The following is a 26,091-nucleotide window of genomic DNA, read 5'->3' on the forward strand; positions in this document are numbered from 1 at the left end:
TTCTTCTCAGAACAACACGGTCGTCAGGCGACGACGGGCCTTCAGCACCTCCGGAGAGGTCCGCCCGGCGACCTCGAAGAGTTCCAGCAGCCGGACCCGGATGGTCTCGCGCTCATCGGGACCGACCTCGGTGGCCAGACCCAGGAGACGATCGAAGGCGGATGCGTACTCCCCCTGGATCACCTCCAGGTCGGCGGCATCCAGCTGGGCGGCGACATCATCCGGCTGCTCGGCGGCGGCCCTCACCACGGCGGCCCCGTCGAAGGACACGGAACGCTCCAGGAGCGCCGCCTGGGCACGGCCCGCGGTCGCCTCGGGATCGCCGGGGGTGGCGGCGAGCAGGACGTCGAACTCGGCGACGGCCCGGGCGAAGTCCCCGGCGGCAAGCGCGGCATCGGCCTTCTCGAACCGCGGATCCGAGGCAGGTTCCACCGGTTTCTCCGGGGCGGCCGATCCGGTTGGCTGGGCGCGCCCCGTCATGCCGTTGGCCACGGCCAGCTGCGACACCTGGTCCAGGACGGCCGAGATTTCCGCGCGGTCACGTGTTCCCTGGAAGAGCGGCGCAACCTGCCCCCCGATGATCGCCACGACCATCGGCACCGCGGTCACCCCGAGCGCCTGGGCCAGGCGCTGTTCGGCATCCACGTTCACGCGGGCCAGGAGGAAACGCCCCTCGGCGGCGTTGACGAGCGCCGCCAGATCGGCGGAGACCGCTGCGCCGCCCGTGTCGCGGGGCGAGTGGAACTCCACGATCACGGGATGCTGCATCGAACGCCCGACCAGTTCCTGGAAACCCGCCTCGGTGATGTCGGTCACGTAGCCACCGCCTCCCCCGGCAGCACCGGCGGTGGGCTGGGCTGCGGCGAGGGCGGACAGGTCTACGGCACCGGGCCGCGTGAAGTTCGGATTCGTCATGTCATCAATCTTTGCGGGCGGGGTCAATTCCCACAACCGGAGATGTAAAGATGGGTGCATGGCACATGAGCGAGCTGGCCTGGTGGCCTTGGAATCCGATCTCATCGACGTCGACGCCGTCCTTGCGGCCTACTACGACCTGACCCCCGACCCCAGCAATCCCGATCAGAAGGTGGTCTTCGGCACCTCCGGGCATCGCGGCTCCAGCCTCGATACTGCCTTCAACGATCTCCACATCGCCGCCACGACGCAGGCCATCGTGGAGTACCGGGCAGCCCAGGGAGTTCACGGTCCCCTGTTCATCGGCAAGGACACCCATGCCCTGTCCCTGCCTGCGTGGCGCACCGCCATTGAGGTGCTGGTGGCGAACGATGTTCCCGTCTTCGCGGAACGGGAGGACGAGTACACCCCGACCCCCGCGGTTTCCCGCGCCATCATCCGTTACAACCGCGAACACCCGGAGCAGGTCGCCGACGGCATCGTCGTGACCCCTTCCCACAATCCCCCGCGCGACGGTGGCTTCAAGTACAACCCACCGACGGGCGGCCCGGCCGACACCGATGCCACGAAGTGGATCGCCGACCGAGCCAACGTCCTGATGGCCTCCCCCGCGGGGATTCGCCGCAAGCCCTACGAGCAGGCCGCTGCCGAGGTGACCCGCTTCGACTACCGCACCCCCTACTGCACCGAACTCGCAACCGCTCTGGACCTCGAAGCCATCGCGGCGGCGGGCGTCCGCATCGGGGCGGACCCGCTTGGCGGGGCCTCCGTCCAGTACTGGGAGTACCTGGCCGAACACAGCCCCCTCGACCTGACCGTGGTGAATCCGAAGGTGGATCCCACCTGGAGATTCATGACCCTGGACACCGACGGCAAGATCCGCATGGACTGCTCGTCGCCGAACTCCATGGCCTCCCTGGTGGCCAACCGCGACCGCTACGACATCGCCACGGGCAACGACGCCGACTCGGACCGTCACGGGATCGTCACCCCGGACTCCGGGTTGATGAACCCCAACGCCTTCCTCGCGGTAGCTATCGACTACCTGTTCTCCCACCGTCCCGGCTGGGCCGCGACGACGGGGGTCGGCAAGACCCTGGTGTCCTCCTCCATCATCGACAAGGTGGCGGCGCGACTCGGGCGCAAGCTGGTTGAGGTGCCCGTCGGTTTCAAGTGGTTCGTTCCCGGCCTGACCGACGGTTCGCTCGGTTTCGGCGGGGAGGAGTCCGCGGGTGCGAGTTTCCTCGACTTCGAGGGCCGCACCTGGACCACCGACAAGGACGGCATCCTCCTGGCCCTGCTCGCCAGCGAAATCCTGGCCGTGACGGGACGCTCACCCAGTCAACACTACGCCGACATGGAATCGGCCTTCGGGACCTCCTACTACGCCCGCGTCGACGCAGAGGCCAGCCGCGACCAGAAGGCCCGGCTCGCAGCCCTCTCCCCCGACGACGTCAGGGCCCACGAACTGGCGGGGCAGCCCATCACCGCGGTGCTGACCAACGCCCCCGGCAACGGGGCACCCATCGGGGGCATCAAGGTGACCACCGATTCCGGTTGGTTCGCCGCCCGCCCCTCCGGAACCGAGGACAAGTACAAGATCTACGCCGAGTCGCTGCGCGACGCGGACCACCTGGCGCAGATCCAGGCGGAGGCCCGCGAAGTGGTCGACGCCGCCCTCCAGGGCTGAACCCCAACGCACACGAGGCCGGCGGGTCACACCCCGTCGGCCTCGTCCTCGTCCTCCATGACCATCTTCTTGCGGAGACCGGAACGCTGGATCACCCGCTGGATGGTCAGGTCCCGCTCCGCAGGACGGGCGACGTAGCGGATCTCCCGCAGCCCCTGGGCCTGGGCCGCGGACTCGAACACCAGGTGCCCGTAGTCAAGGATCTTCCCCAGCATCGGCTGCTCCAAGGAGATGTCCAGGATCCGGGTCATGGGCATGGTGGCCAGGTGGGTGTTGAACACCCCGTGGATCCGGAACACCCGCATGTTGGTTATGACGAACCGATCCATGTGGGCGACGTGGGCCTTCCAGAACCCGAGCCCCAGCAGGTAGAGCCCCACCAGCATCGGAATCCAGAAGAAGCCGCGTGCCATGATCATGAAGACGAACGCTGGGATGCTCAGGGCCATCACACCGATCCACGGAAGGGACACCACCCAGTGTTTGCGCACCTCGTCGATCACCCGTTCGTCCTCCTCCACCAGCAGATGGCGCTGGATGTCGGGTTCGAGGAGACGGGCAAACAACCCCACGGCCGGCTAACCGGCCAGGCGGGAGAAGAACCGGGCTATCGATTCGAAGGCACCGAAGAACGTCCTGATGGCCTCCGCTGCCGCCTCGGGTCGGGTGAACAGGTAGAAGACCACGAAGGCGATGCCGAGCACGAGCAGGACCTTCTTGATCCAGCCAACCATGATGTCTCCAAGTCTCAAGGGGGAAGGGACTCACACAAGCGTCTACCAGTTTGCATCACCCGGAGTTCTGCTTGAACCTGACGCGCCGCTGTTGAACTTCACAGTATCCCACCTCGGCCACCTTCAACCTTTCACGCCGCGCCATTGCATCGCACGCGGCATTCTCCACCCACCCCAGCGCCGTGGTTCCACCGGCCGGGTGAAAGAATGGCCGCTATGGAGAACCAAGACCTTTTCATCTGCATCGATCACGTCGGCCTGGCCGTTCAGGACCTCGACGAGGCCATCAAGTTCCATTCCGAGGTCTTCGGGTGGCGCGAGTTGCACCGCGAGGTCAACGAGGAGCAGGGCGTCGTGGAAGCCATGATCGGCACCGGAACCCAGGGCGAGGAGAACGCCAAGATCCAGCTCCTGGCCCCCCTCAACGAGAACTCCACCATCGCGAAATGGCTGAACCGCAACGGCGGCCCCGGCATCCAGCAGCTCGCCTACCGCGTGCACGACCTGGATCACGTGAGCGCCGTCCTGCGTGAGCGCGGCCTCAGGCTGCTGTTCCCGGAGGCCAAGCGGGGAACCGCCGATTCCCGCATCAACTTCGTCCACCCGAAGGATGCCGGCGGTGTCCTCCTGGAGCTGGTGGAACCCGCCAAGAATGCCTCTCACTGAGGTCTTTTCGGTAGCGCCGGCGGATGCCCTCGCGTCCGTCGGCGCTTCCACGCCTACTCCGGGGTAGGCTCAGTACCGACCCGTGCCAAGCCAGGAGACAACAATGACCGATGTTCGTGCTGAGATCGAGGAGGAGACCGGCCTCAACCTCTTCGAGGACAAGGCCAGTGCCGTCGGGGGGTTCCCCCACGCCATGCTCGGCTATGACAAGCAGGCGGTGGATTCCTACATCCAGGATCTGGAGCAGCGACTACTTGAGATGAAGGTGCAGCTGCGGGAGCAACGTCGGGAGACGAGCTTCGTGCGGGCGCAGGTCGGGACCACGGACTTCGCCAAGCTGGGTGCCCATGCCCGTGGCCTGCTGGAGGCCGCGGAAGCGCAGGCGGCCGAACTGGTGCGCCTGGCGGAGGCCGAATCCGACCGGCTCCGGCAGGAGGCCCGCCTGGCCGCGGCGGCGGCCAGGGAGGCCGCCCAGCAGGAGGCCGACGACGTGCGTCTGTCCGGGCTGGCCAGTCTCCGCAAGCTCCGCCAGGAGCAGGCCGAGGCCGGGCAGGCCGTGTTGGAGGCCGCCCGGCGCGATGCGAGCCTGGTCCGCGCCGACGCGGAGGCCCAGTCGAAGTCGTTGCTGGAGGAAACCTCACAGCGCATCAACGCGCAGCTGGAGGCTGCCCGGATCGATGCCGCCCGGATGCGTCAGGAGGCGGAGCGGGACGCCACCGCTGCACGCCTGGCCACGGAGAAATCCACCGCCGCGGCCCTTTCGAAACAGGCGGAGACGCTCAGGAAGACCGAGGAGAACGTCAGCGCCCAGCTCGCCGAGGCGAGGACTCGTTCCGAGGCCGCCACCAAGCAGATCGAGGAAGCCCGCGCAGAGGCCATCAAGATCCGCGAGTCCGCTGTGGAGGAGGCCGAACAGATCCGCACCACCGCCACCCGCGAGGCCGAGGCGACGCTGTCGGCTATGCGCGAGGAGGTGCGCCAGAAACAGGAGCAGCTCGAGGAGCAGGTGGCCTGGCGCAAGGAACAGCTCGAACGTGAGGTGGCCGCCCTGCTGGCACGCCGGACCTCGATCGTCGCCTCCATGCAGAACCTGCGCGCCATGGCCGAGGAAGCCGTACCCGACATGGAACTCACCGAGATCATCAGCGGCGGCGAGGTGACGGCCCCGCAGCCACGGGAACACAAGCAGGCGAAGTGACGGCCCCCGACCCCGGGGCCAAGGACGACCTCCCGGTCCCCGAGGATGCGGGAGGGGTTCCCGAGACCGTCGCGGAGGAGTCGCCCTCCCCCGCGACGCAGTCCACCGAACAACCGGCCCCCGAACCGGTCCGTCCCGCCGCGGATTCAAGGCGGAGGAAAAGGTTCGGGGCGTTCAGGGGCAAGACGCTGCCGGGTGGGTTCGGGCAGTTCTTCGGGGGCCTTTTCGGCAACGCCCGCAAGGGTGCGAAACAGCTCCTGACACCCACCCCCGAGGAACCGGTGCTCCCCGTGCCTCCGGTGGTGGTGCAGAACGAGACGAAACTGCTGAACCATTCCCCGTTCTCCATCGGGTTCTTCGGCGCCCTCGGGGTGCTCGTCGCGATCAGCCTCATGGTTGCCGTGGCGCAGGTGCAGAACATCCTCATCCTGGTGGTGCTCTCCCTGTTCCTGGCCCTGGGCCTCAGCCCCGCCGTCGAGTTCTTCACCAGACGCCGGGTGCCCCGCGGGCTGGCGGTGTTTTTCGTGACGGTCACCCTGCTGGGGATCATCGTGCTGGGGGTCACCGCGCTGGTTCCGTTGATGACGAACCAGGTGCAGTCCCTCGCATTCAGGGTGCCCTACTGGATAGCGATGCTGGCGACCAATGATCAGGTGGCCCGCTGGGACGCCCAGTACAACCTGCTCGAGACGGCCCAGCGTTATCTCGCCTCGGGTGGGTTGGTGCAGAACCTGTTCGGCGGTATCTGGGGGGCCGGTGTGCTGGTGGCCAACCTCATCTTCTCCGTGATCATGACGCTGGTGCTCACCATCTATTTCCTGGCCTCGCTGCCCGCCATCAAGGAGATCATCTACAAGCTGGCCCCTGCGAGCCGGCGTGCCCGTTCCCGCTACCTGGCCGACGAGATCTTCCGCGGGGTCTCGGGGTACATCACCGGAATGTTCATGATCGTCGCGGTGGCCTCGGGATGCAGCTTCATATTCATGAACATCATCGGGCTCGGTGCTTACTCGCTGGCGTTGTCGTTCATCGTCGCCCTGTTCTGTTTCATTCCCCTGGTGGGTTCCTCACTGGCCATGCTCGCGGTCGCCCTGGTCGGTTTCGCCACCTCCCCGACCATCGGCATAGCCACCATCATCTACTTCCTGATCTACCAGCAGTTCGACGCCTACATCCTCTACCCCACGGTCATGAAACGTACGGTGAAGGTACCCGGGGCGCTCGTCGTGCTGTCCGCTCTGATCGGCGGCATCCTGCTGGGGGTGATCGGCGCCCTGATAGCCATCCCGACGACGGCCGCCCTGCTGCTGCTCTACCGCGAGGTGGTCCAGCCCCACCTGGATGCCAGTTAGGATTTGTCCCGTGCGCCTCGTCATTGCCCAGTGCCAGGTCGACTACACGGGTAGGTTGACCGCCCACCTCCCCATGGCCAAACGACTGATCATGTTGAAGGCCGATGGTTCCGTCTCCGTTCACGCGGATGACCGCGCGTACAAACCCCTGAACTGGATGAGCGCCCCCTGCACCCTCACCGTCGCCGAGGCCGATGAAGCGGCCCAGAAGGTCGGGGCGAGTTCCCTGTGGCTGGTTCGCTCCAAGTCCGGTGACACCCTCCGGATCGCCCTGGGTGAGGTGTTCCTGGACGTGGATCACGGTTTCGGTGTCGATCCGGGGCTCCAGAAGGACGGGGTCGAGGCACACCTGCAGGCCCTGCTCGCCGAACATCCCGCCACCTTCGGGGAGGGATGGCAGGTGGTCAAGCGCGAGTTCTACACCCCGATCGGCCCGGTTGACCTGCTGCTGCGCGACGCGGACGGGACGCACTTCGCGGTGGAGGTGAAACGGCGGGGCGAGATCGACGGCGTGGAGCAGCTGACCCGGTACCTGGAGCTGATGAACCGCGACCCGCAGCTGGCCCCCGTGAAGGGGATTTTCGCCGCCCAGCAGATCAAACCGCAGGCGGCCACCCTCGCAGCGGACCGGGGCATCGCGTGCCAGCTGCTGGACTACGACGCGCTGCGGGGAATGGACAATTCCGAGGATCGGCTGTTCTGATGGCGCGGCGACCCTCGAAACACCTGCGTCCCCCGCGTCCCCTCGACACGTCCCGTCACGTCTCTAGGCGGGTCACCTCGGCGGGTTCCTTCCTGGTGCGGGAAGTGCCCGGGGATCGTGCCCTGAAGTCGTACACCTGTCCCGGGTGCAACAATCCGATCCCCGTCGGCATGGCCCACCTGGTGGCGTGGCCCGAGGAACCCGGGTTCGGTTTCGGGTCCGGGGTGGAACAGCGCCGCCACTGGCATTCGCACTGCTGGAGAGTGAATCGATGATCCATGGAGTCACCGCGGGTTCGGGTCCGGCGCAGGTGGTGTTCCTGCACGGCCTGTTCGGCCAGGGCAGGAACTTCGCCCGGATCGCGACCGCCCTGGCCGGGGTCGCGACCTGTCACCTGCTCGACCTGCCCAATCACGGTTCCTCGTCCTGGACGGTCGGTTTCACCCTGGACGGCCAGGCCGAGCACATAGCCCGCTGGCTGCGGGAGAACTTCGACGGCCCCGTCGCCCTGGTGGGGCATTCGCTGGGTGGAAAACTGGCCATGCGGTTGGCACTGGCCCATCCCGAGCTGGTCGATCGCCTTCTGGTGGCGGACATCTCCCCCGTCCCGAGCGACGGCCCCACCGGGTTCGCCCCCCTGGTGGCGGCCATGCGCAGCCTGGACCTGGAACACCTGGCGAGCCGTACCGAGGCCAGCCAGCGGCTCGCCGACGCGATTCCCGACCCGCAGGTCCGTGGTTTCCTCCTGCAGAACCTGCGCCGGCTCGGTGGGGACTGGGCATGGAAGGCCAACCTGGATCTGCTCGGTGATTCCCTCCGGCTCATCGGGGGCTGGCCGAGAACGGATGCGGTCTACGACGGTCCCGTCTGGTGGGTGGCGGGGGGACGATCCACCTACGTCCTCCCGGAGCACGCCGAACCGATGCGCCGGTTGTTTCCCCGGGTCGTCACGATAACCCTCAAACGCGCGGGCCACTGGGTGCACGCCGACGAACCGGAGGCCTTCACCTCCATCTGCACCGAGTTCCTGGCCTCGCCCGCCACCGTCAGCTCAGCGTGACCGAGCTGATGACGGCCTCGGCTATGGGACTCTTCCCATCGGTTTCGTCGACCCCCTGCGCCGCGATTCCCTGCACGACGGCCAGCCCGCCCTCGTCCACGGTGCCGAAAACGGCGTAGTCGGGGCTGAGTTGGCTGTCCTCCCAGACGATGAAGAACTGCGACCCTGCGGTGTTGGGTCCACCGGTGTTCACCATCGCGACGGTTCCCTTGGGATAGGTGGCGAAGTTCCCCTCCTTCTCCAACCCGGTGGTCCGAGGGCCCAGTTCATCGGGGATCGTGTAGCCGGGCCCGCCCGTCCCGGTTCCGGTCGGATCCCCGCACTGGAGCACGAAGATGCCGTAATCGGTGAGCCGATGGCACCTGGTTTCGTCGAACCACCCCTGCTGCGCCAGGGACATGAAGGAATTGATGGTGCACGGGGTGGCCGAGCGGTCCATCGTGATCTCCACGTCGCCCGCCGTCAGGTGGAGGGTCGCCTTGGTTTCCCCCGCGTTCAGGACGTCCTCGCCGCTGGGCGGGTCCACGGGCCTGACCGGTTCCCCACCCGGCGGGTAGGAGCAACTGACCGCCCGCCCGGTCTCATCCGCCGGGTTCGACTGGTTCGCGTCGCTGCACCCGGTGAGGAGGAGAGCGGGAACCACCAAAGGAACAAAAGCCTTGAATGACATCCCAGACATTGTAGATAAAGTTGCTCCATGGTTAACCTGACACGCATATACACCCGCACCGGCGATGCCGGAAACACCCGTCTCTCGGACAACGCCGAGGTGCCGAAGACCGACCTGCGGGTCGAGGCCTACGGGGCGGTCGACGAGACCAACTCGAATCTTGCGCTCGCGGTCGCCCACGGCGGGCTGCCGGAGCGGGTGGTGGAGATGCTCTCCCTGATCCGCAACGAACTCTTCGACGTCGGCGCGGACCTCAGCACTCCCCTGCACCCCAGTCCCCAGTACCCGCCGCTCCGCATCGAACAGTCCTCCATCGACCGGCTGGAGGAATGGTGCGACGAACTCGGCACCGAACTGCCGTCCCTGCGTTCGTTCATCCTGCCGGGGGGCAGCCCCGCCGCCGCCCAGTTGCACGTCGCGCGCACGGTGTGCCGCCGCGCCGAGCGGGTGGCCTGGCGGGCGGCCCAGACACACGGAACCGAGCCGTCGGCGGAGCGCGGCGAGGGAGGGGTGAACCTGTTGGCGATCACCTATCTGAACCGGCTGAGCGATCTACTGTTCAACATGTGCCGGACCGCGGCGGGCCCGGAAGGGGACGTCCTGTGGGTTCCGGGTACGGATCGCCAGCCCCCCGAGAAATCCCGCGGCCGCACGAAGAAGTGAGAACCGTTCACAGGGGTGAGTCGGCGCTGCCCGGCAGGTAGTGGCTCCCGGGCGGGGCCGACTCCAGCCAGGCCATCAGCCCCAGCACGTTTTCCAGATCCATGGCGAGGTTGTGCTCGTGCCCGGTGAAGCGGTCCTTGATCGTGACGATCCACGAACTGTCGAACAGGACCACCTCTTCCAGGGCGGTGGCTACGCGGCGCCGCTGCCAGCTGGTTCCCGCGCGTGAGAAGGAACGGCTCGGCCGCAGCGCCAGCGAGAAGGCGCGGTACCAGTCGAGCCGGTCCCCGCGGTAGCGGGCGAAACCCAGCACCCAGCCGACTCCGGGCCCGCCGTCGCGCATCCTGTGGGCGCAGTCAAAAAGGCCGCCCTGGCGGGTGAGCCATCGGCGGCGTGCGTAGAGAAGAACAAAAGGGAGGATACAGAGGCAGGTGACGACCACGATTGTCGTGATCACTGTCAGCCCCATGGACAAAACATAGCGTCATCACCTGCACAAGACGAGCCGGGACACTCGCAGGAGATGTGCGAATTGTCCCGGCCCGCTGTGAAACCACCGTCAGTTACCGGCTTGGTACCTCTCCCCCGCCCGGATCTGGGCGTTCAGGATGTGCAGGCGGTGCACCTGCTCATCCGTCGCCTCGCCCTTGCTGCGGAGGTGGCGCAGGTTGTGGGCCTCCAGATGGGCCTCCTCCAGGAGGATCTCCTCGGCAAGTTTTACCTCGTGACCGAGGATCCGGATGTGTCCCTGCGCCACGGCCAGCAACCCGCCGTCAATGGCGAGGATCTCCGTCCGGCCCTCCGCCAAGACGATCTCCACCATGCAGGGCACCAGAGCGGCCATGAGCGGTTCGTGTCCCGGCAGGATGCCGATGTCACCCTCGCTTGTGCGGGCGATGACGTTGACGACATCGCACTGCATGACCATCTTGTCCGCGGAGACGACCTCCAGCTTCAGCGGCTGATACCCCACGGTCACAAGTCCTTCTGCATCTTGTCCCAGTTCGCGAGGACGTCCTCCATGCCACCGACGTTGAAGAAGGCCTGCTCGGCGATGTGATCGACCTCGCCCCGGCAGATCATCGAGAACCCCTCGATGGTGTCCGCCAGCGGCACGGTGGAGCCGGGGATGTTCGTGAACTTCTCCGCCATGTAGGTGTTCTGGCTGAGGAACTGCTGGATCCGTCGCGCCCGGTTGACCGTGATCTTGTCCTCCTCGGACAACTCATCGATGCCGAGAATGGCGATGATGTCCTGGAGTTCCTTGTTGCGCTGCAGGATCTGCTTCACCCGCACGGCCGTGTCGTAGTGTTCCTGGCCGATGTACTGCGGATCGAGGATCCGAGAGGAGGAGCTCAGCGGGTCCACGGCCGGGTACAGGCCGCGGGAGGCGATCTCGCGGCTCAGTTCCGTCGTGGCGTCCAGGTGGGCGAAGGTCGTCGCCGGGGCCGGGTCGGTGTAGTCGTCGGCGGGCACGTAGATGGCCTGCATCGAGGTGATGGAGTGTCCCCTGGTGGAGGTGATCCGCTCCTGGAGCTGCCCCATCTCGTCGGCCAGGTTCGGCTGGTAACCGACGGCCGAGGGCATGCGGCCCAGCAGCGTCGAGACCTCGGAGCCGGCCTGGGTGAACCGGAAGATGTTGTCGATGAACAGCAGCACGTCCTGGTTCTGGACGTCACGGAAGTACTCCGCCATGGTCAGGGCCGTCAGGGCGACACGGAGCCGGGTCCCGGGGGGCTCGTCCATCTGGCCGAACACCAGGGCCGTGTCCTTCAGGACGCCTGCCTCCTCCATCTCGTTGATGAGGTCGTTGCCCTCACGGGTCCGTTCCCCCACACCCGCGAACACGGAGGTGCCGCCGAAGTTGTGGGCGATGCGGTAGATCATCTCCTGGATGAGAACGGTCTTGCCGACACCCGCGCCGCCGAACAGGCCGATCTTGCCTCCCTTGACGTACGGGGTGAGCAGGTCGAGGACCTTGATGCCGGTCTCCAGCATCTCGGTGCGGGGTTCCAGGGCGTCGAACTCGGGGGCGGGGCGGTGAATCGGCCAGCGTTCCGTGACCTGGATCGACGCGGGGTCGACGTTCAGCACATCCCCCGTCACGTTCCAGACGTGCCCCTTGGTGATATCCCCCACGGGCACCGAGATCGGGGCCCCCGTGTCACGGACCTCCGCGCCGCGGCGCATGCCGTCGGTGGGTTTCAGGGCGATGGCCCGGATCAGGTTGTCCCCGATGTGGAGTGCGGTCTCCATCGTCATGGTCCGTTTCTCACCCATGACCTCGGTCTCGACGAGCAGGGCATTACCGATCTCGGGGATCTGGTCAGCCGCGAACTCGACGTCCACGACCGGGCCGATGACCCGGGCGACACGGCCGACGCCTGCCGCGGTGGTCGAATGTGCAGTGGCAGTCATGTCTTAACCTCACTCGTTTCCGGCTGACTCGGCGAGCGCCGCGGCGCCACCGACGATTTCAGAGATTTCCTGGGTGATCTCCGCCTGGCGGGCCTGGTTGGCCTCACGGGTCAGGCGTTCGATCAGCTGCTGGGCGTTGTCCGTCGCCGATTTCATGGCGCGCTGCCTGCTGGCCAGTTCCGAGGCGCTCGACTGGAGCAGCATCGAATGGATGCGGTTGGCCACATACATCGGGAGCACCTGGTCCAGCACCGCTTCGGGGGTCGGTTCGAAGGCGTAGTGCGGCAGCACGGCATCGCCGTAGCTGGCCGGTTCATCCGACTCCTCCACCGCGAGGGGAAGCAGCCTCAGGGTGACCGCCTCCTGGGTGAGCATCGTGATGAACCGGGTCGCGACGACGTGCAGCTGATCGACGCCGCCCTCCTCGTACGGACGCAGGAACCGTTCGATCAGGACATCGGAGATTTCCTTGGCGTGTGAGTACTGCGGCGCGATGGAGAAACCCGTCCAGCTCTGCTCCACCGGACGGTGCCGGAAGTCGTAGTAGGAGACTCCCTTGTTGCCGGTCACGTAGATCAGGCACTCCTGTCCCTCGCCCAGCAGTTTCGCCCGCAGCTGTTCCGCGACCCGGATCACGTTCACGGAGTAGGCGCCCGCCAGGCCCCGGTCGCCCGTGATGACGAGCACCGCCGACCGGCGGGGTGGTTTGACGTCACGCAGCAGCGGATGTTCCAGGACGTGGGAGTAGGTGGCCAGGGCCGAGACCGCGTGCACCAGGGCCTCGGTGTAGGGCAGGGTGGCGCGAACCACCTGCTGCGCCTTGACGATGCGGGAGGCCGCGATCAGTTCCATGGCGCGGGTGATCTTCTTGGTGGTGGCGACGGAGTTGCGTCGCTGCCTGAGTTCCCGCAGGCTACTGGCCATCGGGAATCAACCCCGCTTCTTGCGGACGATCGTCTCCTGGGTGATCGCCTCGTCCGAGATCGGAACGTGTTCCTCCTCAACCAGCAGGTTCCCCTCGGAGGTGCGGAACAGCTGCTTGAAATCCCCCAGGGCCTGTTCCGTGGCCTCCCTCAGATCGTCACCGAACAGTTTGGTCTCCGCGATCGTCTGGAGCACCTGGGTGTTGTGTCGCAGATGCTCCAGGAACTCCTGCTCGAAACGGAGCACGTCGATCACGGGGACGTCGTCGAAATGTCCCTGGACCCCGGCCCACACCGAGATGACCTGCTCCTCCACGGGGTAGGGGGCGTACTGGCCCTGGCGCAGCAGTTCGACGAGCCGCGCGCCGCGCTCGAGCTGCTGGCGGGATGCGGCGTCCAGATCGGAGGCGAACATGGCGAAGGCCTGCATGTCACGGTACTGGGCGAGGTTGATCTTGAGGGATCCGGCCACGGATTTCATGGCCTTGATCTGGGCCGCGCCACCAACCCGGGAAACCGAGATGCCAACATCGATGGCCGGGCGCTGGTTGGCGTTGAACAGGTCCGACTGGAGGAAGATCTGACCGTCGGTGATGGAGATCACGTTCGTGGGGATGTAGGCCGAGACGTCGTTGGCCTTGGTCTCAATGATGGGCAGGCCCGTCATCGACCCGCCACCCAGCCGGTCCGACAGCTTGGCGCAACGCTCCAGCAGCCGCGAGTGCAGGTAGAACACGTCGCCCGGGTAGGCCTCGCGCCCCGGCGGCCGGCGCAGCAGCAGGGACATGGCGCGGTAGGCCTCGGCCTGCTTGGTCAGGTCGTCGAAGATGATCAGCACGTGCTTGCCCTGGTACATCCAGTGCTGGCCGATGGCGGACCCCGCGTAGGGGGCGATGTACTTGTAACCCGCGGGATCGGAGGCAGGGGCGTGCACGATGGTGGTGTACTCCAGCGCACCGGCCGACTCCAGGGTGCTGCGCACCTCCGCGACGGTGGAACCCTTCTGGCCGATGGCCACGTAGATGCAGCGGACCTGCTGCTTCGGGTCGCCGGTCTCCCAGTTCGACTTCTGGTTGATGATCGTGTCGATCGCGATCGCGGTCTTCCCGGTCTTGCGGTCGCCGATGATCAGCTGACGCTGTCCCCGACCGATCGGGGTCATGGCGTCAATGGCCTTGAGGCCGGTCTGCAGGGGTTCGCGAACCTCCTGACGGTCCATGACCCCGGCCGCCTGGAGCTCAAGGGCGCGCCTGCCCTCGAGGTCCCTGATCTCACCGAGCCCGTCGATGGGATTGCCCATCGCGTCGACGACACGCCCGAGATAGCCGTCGCCGACGGGAACGGAGAGCACCTCGCCCGTGCCGTGCACGGTGGAGCCCTCGTCGATGCCATCGGAGTCCCCGAGCACGACCACGCCGATCTCCCGTTCGTCGAGGTTGAGGGCGATTCCCATGGTGCCGTTCTCGAAACGCAGCAGCTCGTTCGCCATCGCCGAGGGCAGACCCTCGACGCGCGCGATGCCGTCGCCGGAGGTCACGACAACGCCGACCTCCGTCATGCTGGCAGCGGCGGGCTGGTAGGACGAGACGAACTCGTCCAGCGCGCTGCGGATCTCGTCGGGACTGATGGTGAGTTCAGCCATTGCGTCCTACTTTCGCTTGTCGCTTGGTGTCAGTTCAGGAGCCGGCGGGCCTCATCGAGCCGCCCGGCCGCGGTTGATTCGAATACGTGCGCCCCGAGATCGACGCTCATACCGCCGATCACGCTCTCGTCCACCGTGATCTGCAGGAGAACGGGACCGCCGACCCGGGCCTCCAGGGCCTTGCGAAGCCGTTCGATGCGGCCATCGTCGAGAGGACGGGCCACGGTGACCCGCGCTATCCGCTCCCCCGCCAGGTCTGCGGCCAGCGCCAGATAGCTGGTGAGGGTGAGCGGGACCGTGCGGGCACGGGCCGCGGCTGCGCGAGACGCGAGCCGTGCCGTGACAGGAGCCACCCGGCCCGCCAGCAGCCGGGCGATCAGGGCGCGCCGGTCCTCAAGAGCTCGTCCCCGGTTGCGCAGCGCGTCGGAGAGTTCCGGGGAACCGTCGATGACCAGGGCGAACCGGTGCAGCTCCTCCTGGACGCGTTTCAGTTCCCCGCGCTCGTTGGCGGTGCGGAGCAGGCCGCGCACGCCCTGCCGCTCGATGGCCTCGATCATGGTCCGTCCGCCGGGCCAGGGATGGCGGGCCACCTCGGTGACCACGGAAAGAGCGGCGGCCCCCAGCTTGCCTTCAAAGAGCCTGCGGGCCAACGCCTGCCGGTCCCCCGCACTCGCGGAGGGATCGGACAGCGAACGCCTGAGCGGGGGTTGGCCCTCGAGCAGGTCGACGACCGCGAACAGCTCATCGGCCGTGGTCTCATCCACCCGGATGGCGTCCGCCACCGGGTCGAAGGCGCTCAGGGCGACGTCGCGGGATTTCATCGTGGGGTGCCTGCCGTTTCCAGTTCTTGCAGGAAGCGGTCAATGGTCCGGTTGGCGCGCTCGTCGTCGGTGAGTGCCTCACCGACGATCCGGCCCGCGAGGGTGGTGGCCAAGCCACCGATGTCCCCACGAAGTTCGGCCATGAGCTGCGCACGCTCGGCCTCCAACTGGGCCCTGCCCGCGGCGAGAATGCGATCCGACTCCTTGCTGGCCCGTTCCCGGGCCTCCGCCAGCATCTGCGCCCCGGTGTTCTTGGCGTCCTCGCGGATCTTCGCCGCTTCCTCGCGTGCGGAGTTGAGCTGGTCGTTGTACTCCGCCAGCGCCGCCTCCGCTTTCGACTCGGCCTGCTCGGCCCGCCGGATTCCATCCTCGATGCGTCGGTAACGCTCCTCGTACAGCTTCTCGAAGGCCGGGACGACGACCTTCCACATGGCGAGGAAGACCAGCAGCATCAGGATGATGCCGACCACAACCTCGGACAGGTGATGGGGCAGAAGCGGTCCGAGATCGATCCCGGACTCGAGCAGCACCCCATTCACGGGGACCACGTCAAACCTCACTGGAGAACGAAGGCGAGGGCGATGGCGATGATGGCGAGCGCCTCGACGACGGCGAAACCGATGAAGGCGGTGCTCATCATGGCGCCACGCGCCTCGGGCTGGCGGGCGGTCCCGTTGATGACGGAGGCGAAGATCCAAGCAACGCCCAGGGCCGGGGCGATGGTGGCGATCGCGTAGCCGAGCATGTTGAGCGAACCGTTGATTTCCAGGAGGGTCTGCATGGTTTTCCTTTCGGATGGCTCCTCACCGGGATTGGTGATGGAGTCGGATTTTTCGAATCAGTGGGCCTCGGAGACGGAGGTCGACACGTACTGGGCGGTCAGGACAGTGAAAATGTAGGCCTGCAATGCGCCGATGAACAGCTCCAGGAACAGGATCGCGAAACTGAACAGCACCGACACGGCACCGGAGACGTTGTACATGAGGTTGTTCTGGAAGGTCAACAGGAAGGAGCCTCCGACCACGAACACCAGAACCACCAAGTGCCCGGCGAACATGTTGGCGAACAGACGCAGGGCGAGCGTGACTGGGCGGGTGACGAACGTCGCGAGAAACTCCAGCGGGATGATCAACCACAGGAGATACCAGGGAACGCCCTCGGGGATGAGCGCCTTCTTGAGAAACCCGATGCCGAATTTGCGGAATCCCGCACCGACGTAGACACACCAGGACAGGAAAGCCAGGCCGTAGGCGAATCCGACGTTGCTGAAAGTCGGGAGCATGAACACGAAGGTCTCGCCGAACCAGTTGTTGACCAGCAGGAAGGAGAACAGGCCGAGCAGGTAGGGCAGGAAACGCCTGTAGTCGTGGTGGAGGATGTCGCGTGCGATGCCGTTGCGGACGAATTCGTAGAGGTATTCGGCGAGGAACTGCCGTTTTGAGGGCAGCACCCTGAGACGACGCGAGGCCAGCCACCAGAGCAGCACCACCAGCAGAGCCGCTATGAGCGCCTGCCAGAAGGGCTTGTTCATCCAGGTGGGGGTACCGGGGATGACGGGAGTGTCAAAGATGAAGTCTTTGACGCTCGGAGGGGTGTAACCGCCGTCGCCACCGCCTTCCAGCGGAAGAAGCCAAGGGTTCACGTGCCGCTCCCATAACGTTTGATGATCAGATATGTGCTGCTGGCCAGGCCCAGGATCAGGCCCAGTGGCAGCAACCAGGATGTCTTCCAGAGATGGTCGCCCAGCCAGCCCAGACCCCCGTAGAAGAGCAGGCCCGCCAGGATGTAACTGAGCACGACCATTCCGTCCTCGGTACCCCGTTGCTGCGAGGGCTTCTCCTCGGGTTCTGGTCTGGTGCCCATGTCGGGAGTGAGCCTAGCGGAAAACTTCCCCGCCTTCATCTCCCGAACCGCGGTTTTCAACCCTGATCGTGGATGTCGTAAATGGGGACGCGTTGCCGCGACGCCACCACGACCACGCCCGTTGTCCAGGCGAGCACCGTTGCGACGACCGCACCCGCCAGCCAGTTTCCATCCGTTGCGGGTCCGAGCCGCGGATGACTCGTCACGAACCAGAAACCGGCCCCGATCCCCACCACGCGGATCGCGTAGCTCGCGAGCACCACTCCGAGGCCCTGGACGGGTTCCAGTTCGCAGGCCACGACCTCGACCGCCTGCCCCACGGAGAAGAAGATGACCACCGCTGCGAACCCCAGCGCGGCCCCGATGAGCGCCGCCCGGGAACCGGTGACCAGGGCCAGCCCGCACACCGAGAGTCCCATCGCGTTTCCGGCCACGAGCCCGCCGATCATCATCTGCCGGGCCCGCCGGGTGGCCCCCGTGACCCGGCGTTCAGCCATGCTTCGCCGCCTTGGACCTGCGCCTGCCGATGGGCATCACGGTTACCAGCACCAGCAGCACGAGGAAAACCCCGATCGCCCACCACGTCGCAGGGTGGTTCAGGAGCACCGTGCAGACCAGGCCCCCCGCTATCACCGCACCCCAGGAACACATGATGAACACGACCCCGCGCTGCGAGTGTCCCCGGGCCACCAGCCTGTGGTGCAGGTGATGCTTGTCGGCCTTGAACGGGTGCTGGCCCCGCGCGGTACGGCGGATCCAGGCCAGGACCAGGTCGCTCAGGGGCAGGGCCATCGTGGCGAACGGCAGCAGCACCGGGAGCAGGGCGGGCAGGACGTCGTCATGGTCCCGGCTGAGGGCGCTCGGATCCACCTGACCGGTGAACGAGATGGCGCTCATCGCCATCAGAAATCCCAGCAGCATGGATCCGGCATCCCCCATGAACATGTGCGCCGGCTGGAAGTTGTGGCCCAGGAACCCGAGACAGATGCCGAGAGTGGCCACGGTCAACAGGCTCGCCGTCGTGGCCCGGGCCAGGTCCTGTTCATAGGCGAGCACGTACGAATAGGCGAAGAACGCCCCCGCCCCGACCGCCACCAACCCGGCCGCCAACCCGTCCAGCCCGTCGACGAAATTGACGGCATTCGCGCACACCGCGATGAAGATGACCGTGATCAGGATGCTGCTGGCGTCGTCGAGGGCAAGCACCACGTTCGGCAGGGGAATCCAGTAGATCCGGACCCCTCCCAGCACGGCCGCCCCCGCGGCCAGCACCTGGCCACCGAATTTCACGACGGGGCTCAGCTCGACCACGTCATCGACCAGCCCAACGGCACAGATCAGGCCGCTGGCCAGAAGCACCACCAAGGCGTCGTGCCCGACGGTGGCGGACCGCGACAGGAACGGCATGTTCACGGCGAGTATCAGGCAGACGACCAGCCCACCGAACATCGCGAGCCCACCGAAATAGGGTTTGGGGCTGGTGTGCACGTCGCGTGCCCTCACCTTCGCCACCGCGTTCCAGCGCAGGGCGAGTTGACGACACACCGCCGCGAACAGGTAAGTGGCGGCGGTGGCCACCAGCAGCACGAGAAGGTATTCGCGCATCAGCCAACCTGCAGCTCCGGCACCACCTCGCGGAGCTCCTCGAGGTCGATTGCCCCCCTGCGGAGAACCCGCCCGTGTTCGTCGCCGGTGAAGTCGATGATCGTGGAGGCCTCCCCCCCGGGGGCCCTGCCGCCGTCCAGGTAGACCGCGACGGCATCGGCCAGCATGTGGTGGGCCTCCTCTGCCGTGGTGGCGGCCGGCTGCCCGGAGACGTTCGCCGAACTCACGGCCATGGGGCCCGTGCGGCGCAACAGGGCACGGGCCTGGTCGTGGTCGGGAACCCGGACCGCCACTGTTCCCCGGGTCTCCCCCAGCCCCAGGGGAAGCGATCGTTGTGCCTTGACGATGATGGTCAGCGCCCCCGGCCAGAACCGTGCAACCAGCTTCTTGGCCGCCTCCGGGACCTGACCGGCGAGGGCCCGCAGCATCGACGCCTCCGCCATCAGCACCGGCGGCGGCATGTCTGGTCCCCGTCTCTTCGCCTCCAGCAGCCCCGTGACCGCCTCGGCGTCGAATGCCGTGCACCCGATCCCGTAGACGGTGTCGGTTGGGAAGACGACGCACCGTCCCGCCGCTACCGCTTCCCGGGCGGCCTCAAGGGCGGCATCGGTTTCAAGCTCAAGGGACAGCGTCCTCGACCCGGTTTCACTCACCCGCCAATCCTGCCACGTCTGGCAACGAGGTGCCGGGGGTGCCCTGTCAGGTCGTGCACCGTACGGACATCGCGGAAACCGTACGAGAAGATTTCCCGGACCTGCTCGGCGTGCGACTGGTCGTGTTCCATGGCCACCAGGCCTCCCGGTTTCAGGAGCCTGCACGCCACCGAGTGAACGACCCGGATGGCCTCCAGCCCGTCCTCGCCGCCGAAAAGCGCCTCGGCCGGGTCGTGGCTCACCTCCACGGGGAGCTGGTCGCGCAAACCGGTGGGGACATAGGGTGGGTTCGCCACCACGACGTCGACCCGGGCATCGAGATCATGGAAGGCATCGGACATGTCCTGTCTGCGACAGTCCACCCCGAGGCCCTCAAGGTTCCGCAGCAACCAGGGCCACGCGTCGGGGGAACGCTCCACGGCGTGCAGCTCCAGGCCACCACGTTCCCTCGCGAGGCTCCGGGTTATGGCCCCCGACCCGGCACACAGTTCAACCACACGGTGTCTCCCCGCGGGCAGGCCCGCCAGGTGCGCGAGCACCTCATCGACCAACAGTTCCGTTTCGGGCCGCGGTATGAATACCCCGGGTCCCACATCGAGGGTTTCGTAGCGGAACGGAGCCCGGCCCGTGATGTGCTGGACCGGTTCCCCGGTTTTCCGCCGCGCCACGAAACCGGCCACCTGGTCGCGGTCCCCGGGTGAGGCGTCCCGGAGGATCAGCGCCGCCGAGTCGCATTCCAGGGCGTGGCAGACGAGCCAACGGGCATCGGCCGCCGGAGTGGTGACGCCTGCCTCCGCCAGCTGCTCCGAGACATCCAGCACCAGGTCCCAGGCCCTCATCGGCCCGATCCGGACAGCCGTTCGGCCAGGTCGGCCTCTGCCAGGGCATCGAGCACGGGTGCCAGGGCTCCCGCCAGGACCAAGTCCAGGTTGTGGGCCTTGAAACCGATCCGGTGATCGGCGAAACGATTCTCAGGGAAGTTGTAGGTGCGGATCCGTTCGGAACGGTCCACCGTGCGCACCTGCGACCTGCGGGCGGCGGACGCCGCCTCCGCGGCCTTCGTCTCCTGGATGGCGGCCAGCCTGGAACGCAGCAGACGCATCGCCTGTTCGCGGTTCTGCAGCTGGGAACGTTCGTTCTGGCAGCTCACCACCACCCCCGTCGGGAGGTGGGTGATCCTGACCGCCGAGTCCGTGGTGTTCACCCCCTGACCGCCGGGCCCGGATGCGCGGAACACATCGATCCTGAGGTCGGATTCGTTGATCTCCAGTTCCTCCGGCTCGATGTCCGGGGAGACCAGCACACCGGCGGCGGAGGTGTGGATGCGTCCCTGCGCCTCGGTGACGGGAACGCGTTGCACCCGGTGCACCCCACCCTCGAACTTGAGCCTCCCGTAGGGCCCGACCCCATCGATGCTGGTTCCCTTGACGGCCACCGTCACAGATTTGAACCCGCCGAGGTCCGTGGCCTGGGAATCCAGCACCTCGACATGCCAGCCGACCTGTTCCGCGTAGCGCTGGTACATGCGCAGCAGATCGGCCGCGAACAGTGCGGATTCCTCTCCACCCTCCCCCGACTTGATCTCGAGGATCGCATCGGCGTCGTCGTTCGGATCCCTCGGTGCCAGCAGCCGGGTGAGCCGCTCCGCGGTCTCCTCCAGTCGCGCCCCGATCGCCTCGGCCTCCTCCGCGAACACGGGATCCTGCTCCGCGAGTTCGAGTGCCGCCTCCCGGTCGGCGGCCAGCCCGCGGTACAGGGCCAGGGCCTCGACCACGGGATGCAGCGCGGCGTAACGACGACCGACCCGGCGCATCAGCACCGGGTCGGCGTGCGTCGCGGGGTCGGCCAGCCGGGCCTCGAGCTGATCGTGTTCGGCGATCAGGGGATCCGCGTTCTCAAACAATTCCGCAGTCTCCGCGAACTCACTTCTTCTTGTTCTTGGCGTACATGCGCTCGAAACGGGCGACGCGGCCACCGGTGTCGAGAATCTTCTGCTTGCCGGTGTAGAAGGGATGGCACTCGGAACACACGTCGGCGCTCAGGGCTCCCTTCTTCGAGGTGCTGCGGGTGGTGAAGGTGTTGCCACAGGTGCAGTGGACCTTCGTATCGACGTAATCGGGGTGGATGCCCTGCTTCATGATCTTCTCCTAGATGTGTTCTTCCCGGGTCGCCACACCGGCGGTGGGCGTGAACCGGCACAGCGTGCAATTGTGCCAGCCGATGCCGCTGAAACAAAACGCTCCCTGCGGCCTCGGCGCGATCGCCTCAGCCCTCCTGGGCCGGGGTGGTTTTCAGAACGCTGAGCAGGAACTCGTGGTTGTTCTGCGTCTTGCGCATCCTGGCCAGCAGGGTCTCCAGGGCTGCCTGATCATCGAGACCGGAGAGCGCACGCCGCAGCTTCCAGATGATGTTCAACTCGTCGCGTCCGAGCAGCAGGTCCTCGCGGCGGGTCCCGGAGGCGTCCACGTCGATCGCGGGGAAGATCCGCTTGTCGGCGAGCTGCCTGGCGAGCCTGAGCTCCATGTTGCCCGTGCCCTTGAACTCCTCGAAGATGACCTCGTCCATCCGGGAACCGGTCTCGATGAGGGCGGTTGCCAGGATGGTCAGGGAACCACCGTTCTCGATGTTTCGGGCCGCGCCGAAGAACTTCTTCGGCGGGTAGAGGGCCGCGGAGTCGACACCACCGGAGAGGATGCGTCCGGACGCCGGGGCGGCCAGGTTGTACGCCCTGCCCAGCCGGGTGATGCCGTCGAGCAGAACCACCACGTCATGACCGAGTTCAACGAGACGTTTGGCCCGTTCGATGGCCAGCTCCGCAACCACGGTGTGATCCTCGGCGGGGCGGTCGAAGGTGGATGCGATCACCTCGCCGGAAACGGTGCGCTGGAAATCGGTGACCTCCTCGGGACGTTCGTCGACGAGAACCACCATGAGATGCACCTCGGGGTTGTTCGCGGCGATCGCGTTCGCGATGGCCTGCATCACCATCGTCTTGCCGGCCTTGGGCGGGGAGACGATCAGGCCGCGCTGTCCCTTGCCGATCGGGGCCACCAGGTCGATGACGCGACCGGTCAGCTGAGTGTTGACCGTTTCGAGACGGAGCTTCTCCTGGGGGTACAGGGGGGTCAGTTTCGCGAATTCGGGACGCTGCTTGGCCTTCTCGGGATCGTCGCCGTTGATGGAGTCGATCCGCACCAGCGGGTTGTACTTCTCCTTGCGTTCACCCTCCCGGGGGGTGCGGATGGCGCCGACGATCACGTCGCCCCGCCGCAACCCGAAGCGGCGCACCATGGCCAGCGGCAGGTAGGCGTCGTTGGGACCGGGAAGGTACCCGGTGGTGCGCACGAAGGCGTAGTTGTCGAGAATGTCCACGATCCCGGAAACGGCGGCGAGCACGTCGTCCTCGGAGACCGTGGGTTCGTTCTCGAAACGATCCATGCCGCCGGAGCCGCGGTTTCGGCGGTTCTGGCGGTCGCGGTTGCGGCGACGCCGCCCACGGCGGCCACCCTCGTTTTCGTCCTCGAAACGACCCGCTCCTGCGCTGGCGGGGGCGAGAACCGGGGTCGCGGTGGCGCCACCGGTCTGGCCGAGGGCCGCGGCAAGCCGCTCCCCGACCTCCTCGTTCGTCGCCTCCTGGGCCGCGCGATCGCGTTCTTTGTTGCGTTCGCGGCGACGTCGGTTGCGGCTGAGGCCCTCGTTGTCCCCCCGCGGCTGGGATTGCTGGGCGGAAGACCCGGGATCCGCTTTTTCCGCCTCGGTGGGCTCGGAGGCGGGACGCCCCGGCACCTCCACCGGAAGTTGCGGCTCGGCATCGGCCGTCTTCCTGGGGCGTGGGGCGCGGGTCGAATGTTCGGGCCTGGCCGGGACGTTGACCCCGCCGGAGATGGCGGCGATCAGATCGCCCTTGCGCATCGCGGATGTGCCCTTGATGCCCATCCCGGCTGCCATCTTCTTGAGCTCCGGGAGCTTCAGGTCTGCCAGGGAGTTGGAACCGGATTCGGTCACGGAATGCCTTCCTTGCTCAGGAAACCGGTGGCGTGTAGAAATGCTCAGCCGGTGAAGTGTGTAGTCAAGGCGCTCATTTCACGGTGGTAAAAGAATCCGCCACCGGCGCCGTTCATGTGACTGCGGAAATAATAACACGAAACCCCGCCCTCTCCCCAGCGGGTGTTACTGGAAAGGGCCCGGGTCGTTTCCAAAGCCTCGGATTGGAGGTTCTGCGGAGAGGGAAAGCCTGCGGAGGGGATCGACCGGACGGGAAGGTCCTCCGGCCGTCCGCCTCGGAACGAAACTTCAACGCCCCGGCCCGTCCCGGACGGTTCAGCCCAGGAGCTGTACTCCCCCGCCGATCCCGAGATCGTGCCGCCGGAACCCCTCGTACCCGACGGTTTCCGATGCCGCCAGCTGGCTCTCCAGCCCGACCGCGAACACGGTCGGCCCCGCTCCGGATATGGTTGCCGGCACCCCCGCCTCCCGCAGCCTCCGCAGCAGCGTCCAGGAGGTCGGCATCAGTTCGGAACGGTGGAACTGGTGCAGCCGGTCCCTCGTGGCGGCCAACAGCAGATCGGGGCGCTGCTCAAGGGCCAGGGGCAGGGAGGCCGCCGCGACCGCCTGGGCCACGGCGTCCTTCCGGGTGACCACATCGGGCAGCACCGCCCTGGCCCCCGAGGTGCGCACCTCCAGGTCAGGGACGAACGCGAGGCAGCGCAGACCGTCCACGGGTCGCAGCCGGATCAGTTCCACCCGTTCACCGTCCAGCCAGGCCAGGATCGCACCGCCCCAGACCGCGGCCCCCGCGTTGTCGGGATGCCCCTCCAGGAAGCTGGAGATCCGGGTCAGCTCGACCCGGTCCAGCTCCTTGCCGGGAAAGGCGATGCCGTGCGCGAGCGCGCAACCCGCCACTATGGCGGCCGCGGAGGAACCGAGCCCACGCGAGTGCGGGATCGTGTTGTGCGCCCTCAGGACCAACCCGCCGGGCGGGGCCACACCCCATTGGCGCAGGGCGTGCAGCAGCGTGTCCACCACGAGATGGGACTCATCGCGAGGCACCTGGTGGGCCCCCTCACCGGTCACCTCGACGTCGACCCCCCCGGAATCCGAGACCTCCAGGGTCAGTTCGTCGAACCAGTTCACCGCCAGCCCGACGCAGTCGAACCCCGACCCCAGATTTGCGGTGGTGGCCGGGACACGTACGACGAGCCTCACTTGCCCTCGATGCGCATGTAGTCGATGGAGTCCCCGATGAAGGGGGCTTCCCGCAACGCCGCGACGACGTCCTGGAGATCCTGCTCACGCGCGTCGTGGGTCATGAAGTTCAGCTCCGCGGTGAACCCGTCCGTGCGTCCCAGGCCCTCCAGATAGGACTGCTGGCAGGTTTGCAGGGAAACCCGGTGGGCACCGAAGATGGTGGCACACTTGGCCAGCACACCCGGTTTGTCCTCCACCTGGAAACGAATGTAGTAGCGGCTGGTCGCGTCCCCGATGGGGGCGACCCCGCGCTTGGTGTATCCGGTCCCGAGATGACCTGCGGCTCCCCGCACCCGGTTGCGGGCCGCGGTGACCACGTCGCCCATGACCGCGGATGCGGTGGGGGCGCCACCGGCCCCCTGGCCGAGGAACATCAGCTGCCCGGCCTCGACCGACTCGACGAAGATCGCGTTGTACGCCCCGGAAACGGAGGCCAGCGGGTGGGTTTTCGGGACCATGGTGGGATGAACCTTGACGATGACCCGGTCATCGTCTGCCAGCTTGGCCACGGCGAGCAGTTTCACCACACAACCCATCCGGTCGGCGGCCCGGATGTCGGTTTCCGTCACCGATGTGATGCCCTCGCAGAAGACCTCGGAGCTGTGCACTTCGGTGTGGAACGCGAGCCCGGCCAGGATCGCCGCCTTCGCGGCCGCGTCCTTGCCCTCGATGTCGGCGGTGGGATCGGCCTCCGCGAAACCGAGTTCCTGGGCCTGGCGCAGCGCCACGTCGAAACTCAGGTGGTTCGTGGTCATCTGGTCGAGGATGTAGTTGGTGGTGCCGTTGACGATACCCATTACCGCGCGGATCTCGTCGCCGACCAAGGATTCCCGAAGCGGCCTGATGATCGGGATGGCTCCCGCCACCGCCGCCTCGTAGTAGAGGTCGACCCCGTTCTTCTTGGCGGTGGCGGCGAGCCGCGCCAGGTCCTCGGCCAGCAGCGCCTTGTTGGCGGTGATCACGGATGCCCCCGCGTTCATGGCCTCCGTGAGCAGGCTCCGCGCGGGTTCGATACCGCCGATCACCTCGACCACGAGATCCAGATCGCCGCGCGCGACGAGGCCGTGTACGTCCGTGGTGAACAGGCCGGGGTCGATGCCGGGACGTTCCACGTCGAGCCTGCGCACCCCGATTCCGACGAGTTCCAGGGGCCGCCCGATGCGTTGGCGCAAGGACTCCGCCTCCTGACTCAGGATCCGGGCCACTTGGGAACCCACCACACCGGCACCGAGCAGTGCCACTTTCAATGGCGAAGTCTCCTCAGCCAT

The 26,091-nt window shown here is 66.8% G+C and carries 31 protein-coding genes; 8 read left to right on the forward strand and 23 right to left on the reverse strand.

The features are described 5' to 3' along the window. Nucleotides 1-6 precede the first annotated feature (6 nt). The gene (locus ACO6D6_RS13880) at nucleotides 7-915 is read right to left on the reverse strand and encodes a tetratricopeptide repeat protein (RefSeq protein WP_484785838.1); all 909 of its coding nucleotides are present in this window, start codon (nucleotides 913-915) and stop codon (nucleotides 7-9) included. Nucleotides 916-973: 58 nt separating this feature from the next. Between ACO6D6_RS13880 and pgm the strand changes: the two genes are divergently transcribed. Beyond that, nucleotides 974-2,605 carry a phosphoglucomutase (alpha-D-glucose-1,6-bisphosphate-dependent) gene (gene pgm, locus ACO6D6_RS13885; RefSeq protein ID WP_484785839.1) on the forward strand — a complete coding sequence of 544 codons (1,632 nt, stop codon included), beginning with the start codon at nucleotides 974-976 and terminating at the stop codon, nucleotides 2,603-2,605. Nucleotides 2,606-2,631: 26 nt separating this feature from the next. On the opposite strand, the gene ACO6D6_RS13890 is transcribed toward pgm, so the two are convergent. Both ACO6D6_RS13890 and ACO6D6_RS13895 read right to left on the reverse strand, forming a co-directional pair. Beyond that, the gene (locus tag ACO6D6_RS13890) at nucleotides 2,632-3,177 is read right to left on the reverse strand and encodes a PH domain-containing protein (protein WP_484785840.1); all 546 of its coding nucleotides are present in this window, start codon (nucleotides 3,175-3,177) and stop codon (nucleotides 2,632-2,634) included. 6 nt (nucleotides 3,178-3,183) lie between these two features. Then, complete coding sequence (locus ACO6D6_RS13895; RefSeq protein ID WP_014846469.1) at nucleotides 3,184-3,339, reverse strand: hypothetical protein; 156 nt, start codon at nucleotides 3,337-3,339, stop codon at nucleotides 3,184-3,186. A 207-nt stretch (nucleotides 3,340-3,546) separates the two neighbouring features. Between ACO6D6_RS13895 and mce the strand changes: the two genes are divergently transcribed. From mce to ACO6D6_RS13925, 6 genes are all read left to right on the forward strand, one after another. Next, entirely contained in the window at nucleotides 3,547-4,005 is a 459-nt protein-coding gene (mce, locus tag ACO6D6_RS13900; protein WP_484785841.1) for a methylmalonyl-CoA epimerase, read from the forward strand. Between the two features lie 103 nt (nucleotides 4,006-4,108). Continuing rightward, entirely contained in the window at nucleotides 4,109-5,203 is a 1,095-nt protein-coding gene (locus ACO6D6_RS13905) for a hypothetical protein (protein WP_484785842.1), read from the forward strand. Further along, nucleotides 5,200-6,555: an AI-2E family transporter gene (locus ACO6D6_RS13910; protein ID WP_484785843.1), complete on the forward strand. Its 1,356-nt coding sequence runs from the start codon at nucleotides 5,200-5,202 to the stop codon at nucleotides 6,553-6,555. The genes ACO6D6_RS13905 and ACO6D6_RS13910 overlap by 4 nt, the downstream gene beginning before the upstream one ends. Then, nucleotides 6,545-7,258 carry an endonuclease NucS gene (gene nucS, locus ACO6D6_RS13915; protein ID WP_484785844.1) on the forward strand — a complete coding sequence of 238 codons (714 nt, stop codon included), beginning with the start codon at nucleotides 6,545-6,547 and terminating at the stop codon, nucleotides 7,256-7,258. The genes ACO6D6_RS13910 and nucS overlap by 11 nt, the downstream gene beginning before the upstream one ends. Next, entirely contained in the window at nucleotides 7,258-7,533 is a 276-nt protein-coding gene (locus tag ACO6D6_RS13920; protein WP_484785845.1) for a hypothetical protein, read from the forward strand. The genes nucS and ACO6D6_RS13920 overlap by 1 nt, the downstream gene beginning before the upstream one ends. After that, nucleotides 7,530-8,318, forward strand: coding sequence for an alpha/beta fold hydrolase (locus ACO6D6_RS13925; RefSeq protein WP_484785846.1), 789 nt, complete (start codon nucleotides 7,530-7,532; stop codon nucleotides 8,316-8,318). The genes ACO6D6_RS13920 and ACO6D6_RS13925 overlap by 4 nt, the downstream gene beginning before the upstream one ends. On the opposite strand, the gene ACO6D6_RS13930 is transcribed toward ACO6D6_RS13925, so the two are convergent. Then, nucleotides 8,305-8,988, reverse strand: coding sequence for a peptidylprolyl isomerase (locus tag ACO6D6_RS13930; protein WP_484785847.1), 684 nt, complete (start codon nucleotides 8,986-8,988; stop codon nucleotides 8,305-8,307). The genes ACO6D6_RS13925 and ACO6D6_RS13930 overlap by 14 nt on opposite strands. Before the next feature lie 27 nt (nucleotides 8,989-9,015). Between ACO6D6_RS13930 and ACO6D6_RS13935 the strand changes: the two genes are divergently transcribed. Then, a complete protein-coding gene (locus tag ACO6D6_RS13935) occupies nucleotides 9,016-9,651 on the forward strand; it encodes a cob(I)yrinic acid a,c-diamide adenosyltransferase (protein ID WP_484785848.1) in 636 nt (211 codons plus the stop codon). 7 nt (nucleotides 9,652-9,658) lie between these two features. On the opposite strand, the gene ACO6D6_RS13940 is transcribed toward ACO6D6_RS13935, so the two are convergent. The 19 genes from ACO6D6_RS13940 to ACO6D6_RS14030 form a co-directional block, all read right to left on the reverse strand. Further along, on the reverse strand, nucleotides 9,659-10,120 hold the full coding sequence (locus ACO6D6_RS13940) for a DUF2550 domain-containing protein (protein WP_484785849.1): 462 nt from the start codon (nucleotides 10,118-10,120) through the stop codon (nucleotides 9,659-9,661). Nucleotides 10,121-10,210: 90 nt separating this feature from the next. After that, a complete protein-coding gene (gene atpC / locus ACO6D6_RS13945; RefSeq protein ID WP_484785850.1) occupies nucleotides 10,211-10,624 on the reverse strand; it encodes an ATP synthase F1 subunit epsilon in 414 nt (137 codons plus the stop codon). 2 nt (nucleotides 10,625-10,626) lie between these two features. Then, nucleotides 10,627-12,069, reverse strand: coding sequence for a F0F1 ATP synthase subunit beta (gene atpD, locus ACO6D6_RS13950; RefSeq protein ID WP_484785851.1), 1,443 nt, complete (start codon nucleotides 12,067-12,069; stop codon nucleotides 10,627-10,629). A 9-nt stretch (nucleotides 12,070-12,078) separates the two neighbouring features. After that, nucleotides 12,079-12,993, reverse strand: a complete 915-nt coding sequence (locus ACO6D6_RS13955) for a F0F1 ATP synthase subunit gamma (RefSeq protein ID WP_484785852.1) — start codon at nucleotides 12,991-12,993, stop codon at nucleotides 12,079-12,081. 6 nt (nucleotides 12,994-12,999) lie between these two features. Beyond that, the gene (gene atpA, locus ACO6D6_RS13960; protein WP_484785853.1) at nucleotides 13,000-14,634 is read right to left on the reverse strand and encodes a F0F1 ATP synthase subunit alpha; all 1,635 of its coding nucleotides are present in this window, start codon (nucleotides 14,632-14,634) and stop codon (nucleotides 13,000-13,002) included. A 29-nt stretch (nucleotides 14,635-14,663) separates the two neighbouring features. After that, nucleotides 14,664-15,455 carry a F0F1 ATP synthase subunit delta gene (locus ACO6D6_RS13965; protein ID WP_484785854.1) on the reverse strand — a complete coding sequence of 264 codons (792 nt, stop codon included), beginning with the start codon at nucleotides 15,453-15,455 and terminating at the stop codon, nucleotides 14,664-14,666. Continuing rightward, a complete protein-coding gene (locus ACO6D6_RS13970) occupies nucleotides 15,452-16,003 on the reverse strand; it encodes a F0F1 ATP synthase subunit B (RefSeq protein WP_484785855.1) in 552 nt (183 codons plus the stop codon). The genes ACO6D6_RS13965 and ACO6D6_RS13970 overlap by 4 nt, the downstream gene beginning before the upstream one ends. An 8-nt stretch (nucleotides 16,004-16,011) precedes the next feature. Continuing rightward, nucleotides 16,012-16,236: an ATP synthase F0 subunit C gene (gene atpE / locus ACO6D6_RS13975; protein WP_484785856.1), complete on the reverse strand. Its 225-nt coding sequence runs from the start codon at nucleotides 16,234-16,236 to the stop codon at nucleotides 16,012-16,014. Between the two features lie 57 nt (nucleotides 16,237-16,293). After that, nucleotides 16,294-17,097, reverse strand: a complete 804-nt coding sequence (gene atpB / locus ACO6D6_RS13980; RefSeq protein ID WP_484785857.1) for a F0F1 ATP synthase subunit A — start codon at nucleotides 17,095-17,097, stop codon at nucleotides 16,294-16,296. Beyond that, nucleotides 17,094-17,318 (reverse strand): hypothetical protein, encoded by a 225-nt coding sequence (locus tag ACO6D6_RS13985; RefSeq protein ID WP_484785858.1) that lies wholly within the window; start codon nucleotides 17,316-17,318, stop codon nucleotides 17,094-17,096. The genes atpB and ACO6D6_RS13985 overlap by 4 nt, the downstream gene beginning before the upstream one ends. Nucleotides 17,319-17,374: 56 nt before the next feature. Next, nucleotides 17,375-17,815: a hypothetical protein gene (locus ACO6D6_RS13990; protein ID WP_484785859.1), complete on the reverse strand. Its 441-nt coding sequence runs from the start codon at nucleotides 17,813-17,815 to the stop codon at nucleotides 17,375-17,377. Continuing rightward, nucleotides 17,808-18,923: an MraY family glycosyltransferase gene (locus ACO6D6_RS13995; RefSeq protein WP_484785860.1), complete on the reverse strand. Its 1,116-nt coding sequence runs from the start codon at nucleotides 18,921-18,923 to the stop codon at nucleotides 17,808-17,810. The genes ACO6D6_RS13990 and ACO6D6_RS13995 overlap by 8 nt, the downstream gene beginning before the upstream one ends. Continuing rightward, on the reverse strand, nucleotides 18,923-19,576 hold the full coding sequence (locus ACO6D6_RS14000; protein WP_484785861.1) for an L-threonylcarbamoyladenylate synthase: 654 nt from the start codon (nucleotides 19,574-19,576) through the stop codon (nucleotides 18,923-18,925). The genes ACO6D6_RS13995 and ACO6D6_RS14000 overlap by 1 nt, the downstream gene beginning before the upstream one ends. Then, nucleotides 19,573-20,415: a peptide chain release factor N(5)-glutamine methyltransferase gene (prmC, locus tag ACO6D6_RS14005; protein WP_484785862.1), complete on the reverse strand. Its 843-nt coding sequence runs from the start codon at nucleotides 20,413-20,415 to the stop codon at nucleotides 19,573-19,575. Before prmC ends, ACO6D6_RS14000 begins: the two co-directional genes overlap by 4 nt. Further along, on the reverse strand, nucleotides 20,412-21,479 hold the full coding sequence (prfA, locus tag ACO6D6_RS14010) for a peptide chain release factor 1 (protein WP_484785863.1): 1,068 nt from the start codon (nucleotides 21,477-21,479) through the stop codon (nucleotides 20,412-20,414). Before prfA ends, prmC begins: the two co-directional genes overlap by 4 nt. A gap of 19 nt (nucleotides 21,480-21,498) precedes the next feature. Beyond that, on the reverse strand, nucleotides 21,499-21,714 hold the full coding sequence (gene rpmE, locus ACO6D6_RS14015; protein WP_484785864.1) for a 50S ribosomal protein L31: 216 nt from the start codon (nucleotides 21,712-21,714) through the stop codon (nucleotides 21,499-21,501). A 127-nt stretch (nucleotides 21,715-21,841) separates the two neighbouring features. Next, entirely contained in the window at nucleotides 21,842-23,524 is a 1,683-nt protein-coding gene (gene rho, locus ACO6D6_RS14020) for a transcription termination factor Rho (RefSeq protein ID WP_484785884.1), read from the reverse strand. Between the two features lie 372 nt (nucleotides 23,525-23,896). Then, a complete protein-coding gene (gene thrB / locus ACO6D6_RS14025; RefSeq protein ID WP_484785865.1) occupies nucleotides 23,897-24,781 on the reverse strand; it encodes a homoserine kinase in 885 nt (294 codons plus the stop codon). After that, the gene (locus ACO6D6_RS14030; RefSeq protein ID WP_484785866.1) at nucleotides 24,778-26,091 is read right to left on the reverse strand and encodes a homoserine dehydrogenase; all 1,314 of its coding nucleotides are present in this window, start codon (nucleotides 26,089-26,091) and stop codon (nucleotides 24,778-24,780) included. Before ACO6D6_RS14030 ends, thrB begins: the two co-directional genes overlap by 4 nt.

This window comes from Arachnia sp. (assembly GCF_057238465.1).

Bases quoted from the DNA above. Each gene is read 5' to 3' on its own strand.
- ACO6D6_RS13955 (WP_484785852.1), bottom strand. From the start codon at position 12,993: ATGGCCAGTAGCCTGCGGGAACTCAGGCAGCGACGCAACTCCGTCGCC.
- rpmE (WP_484785864.1), bottom strand. From the start codon at position 21,714: ATGAAGCAGGGCATCCACCCCGATTACGTCGATACGAAGGTCCACTGC.
- ACO6D6_RS13920 (WP_484785845.1), top strand. From the start codon at position 7,258: ATGGCGCGGCGACCCTCGAAACACCTGCGTCCCCCGCGTCCCCTCGAC.
- nucS (WP_484785844.1), top strand. From the start codon at position 6,545: ATGCCAGTTAGGATTTGTCCCGTGCGCCTCGTCATTGCCCAGTGCCAG.
- rho (WP_484785884.1), bottom strand. From the start codon at position 23,524: ATGGCAGCCGGGATGGGCATCAAGGGCACATCCGCGATGCGCAAGGGC.
- ACO6D6_RS13940 (WP_484785849.1), bottom strand. From the start codon at position 10,120: ATGGGGCTGACAGTGATCACGACAATCGTGGTCGTCACCTGCCTCTGT.
- ACO6D6_RS13905 (WP_484785842.1), top strand. From the start codon at position 4,109: ATGACCGATGTTCGTGCTGAGATCGAGGAGGAGACCGGCCTCAACCTC.
- ACO6D6_RS13965 (WP_484785854.1), bottom strand. From the start codon at position 15,455: ATGAAATCCCGCGACGTCGCCCTGAGCGCCTTCGACCCGGTGGCGGAC.
- ACO6D6_RS14030 (WP_484785866.1), bottom strand. From the start codon at position 26,091: ATGGCTGAGGAGACTTCGCCATTGAAAGTGGCACTGCTCGGTGCCGGT.
- ACO6D6_RS13935 (WP_484785848.1), top strand. From the start codon at position 9,016: ATGGTTAACCTGACACGCATATACACCCGCACCGGCGATGCCGGAAAC.
- ACO6D6_RS13995 (WP_484785860.1), bottom strand. From the start codon at position 18,923: ATGCGCGAATACCTTCTCGTGCTGCTGGTGGCCACCGCCGCCACTTAC.
- atpD (WP_484785851.1), bottom strand. From the start codon at position 12,069: ATGACTGCCACTGCACATTCGACCACCGCGGCAGGCGTCGGCCGTGTC.
- ACO6D6_RS13895 (WP_014846469.1), bottom strand. From the start codon at position 3,339: ATGGTTGGCTGGATCAAGAAGGTCCTGCTCGTGCTCGGCATCGCCTTC.
- ACO6D6_RS13925 (WP_484785846.1), top strand. From the start codon at position 7,530: ATGATCCATGGAGTCACCGCGGGTTCGGGTCCGGCGCAGGTGGTGTTC.
- ACO6D6_RS13930 (WP_484785847.1), bottom strand. From the start codon at position 8,988: ATGTCATTCAAGGCTTTTGTTCCTTTGGTGGTTCCCGCTCTCCTCCTC.
- mce (WP_484785841.1), top strand. From the start codon at position 3,547: ATGGCCGCTATGGAGAACCAAGACCTTTTCATCTGCATCGATCACGTC.
- atpA (WP_484785853.1), bottom strand. From the start codon at position 14,634: ATGGCTGAACTCACCATCAGTCCCGACGAGATCCGCAGCGCGCTGGAC.
- ACO6D6_RS13990 (WP_484785859.1), bottom strand. From the start codon at position 17,815: ATGGCTGAACGCCGGGTCACGGGGGCCACCCGGCGGGCCCGGCAGATG.
- ACO6D6_RS13880 (WP_484785838.1), bottom strand. From the start codon at position 915: ATGACGAATCCGAACTTCACGCGGCCCGGTGCCGTAGACCTGTCCGCC.
- pgm (WP_484785839.1), top strand. From the start codon at position 974: ATGGCACATGAGCGAGCTGGCCTGGTGGCCTTGGAATCCGATCTCATC.
- ACO6D6_RS13985 (WP_484785858.1), bottom strand. From the start codon at position 17,318: ATGGGCACCAGACCAGAACCCGAGGAGAAGCCCTCGCAGCAACGGGGT.
- prmC (WP_484785862.1), bottom strand. From the start codon at position 20,415: ATGAGGGCCTGGGACCTGGTGCTGGATGTCTCGGAGCAGCTGGCGGAG.
- atpE (WP_484785856.1), bottom strand. From the start codon at position 16,236: ATGCAGACCCTCCTGGAAATCAACGGTTCGCTCAACATGCTCGGCTAC.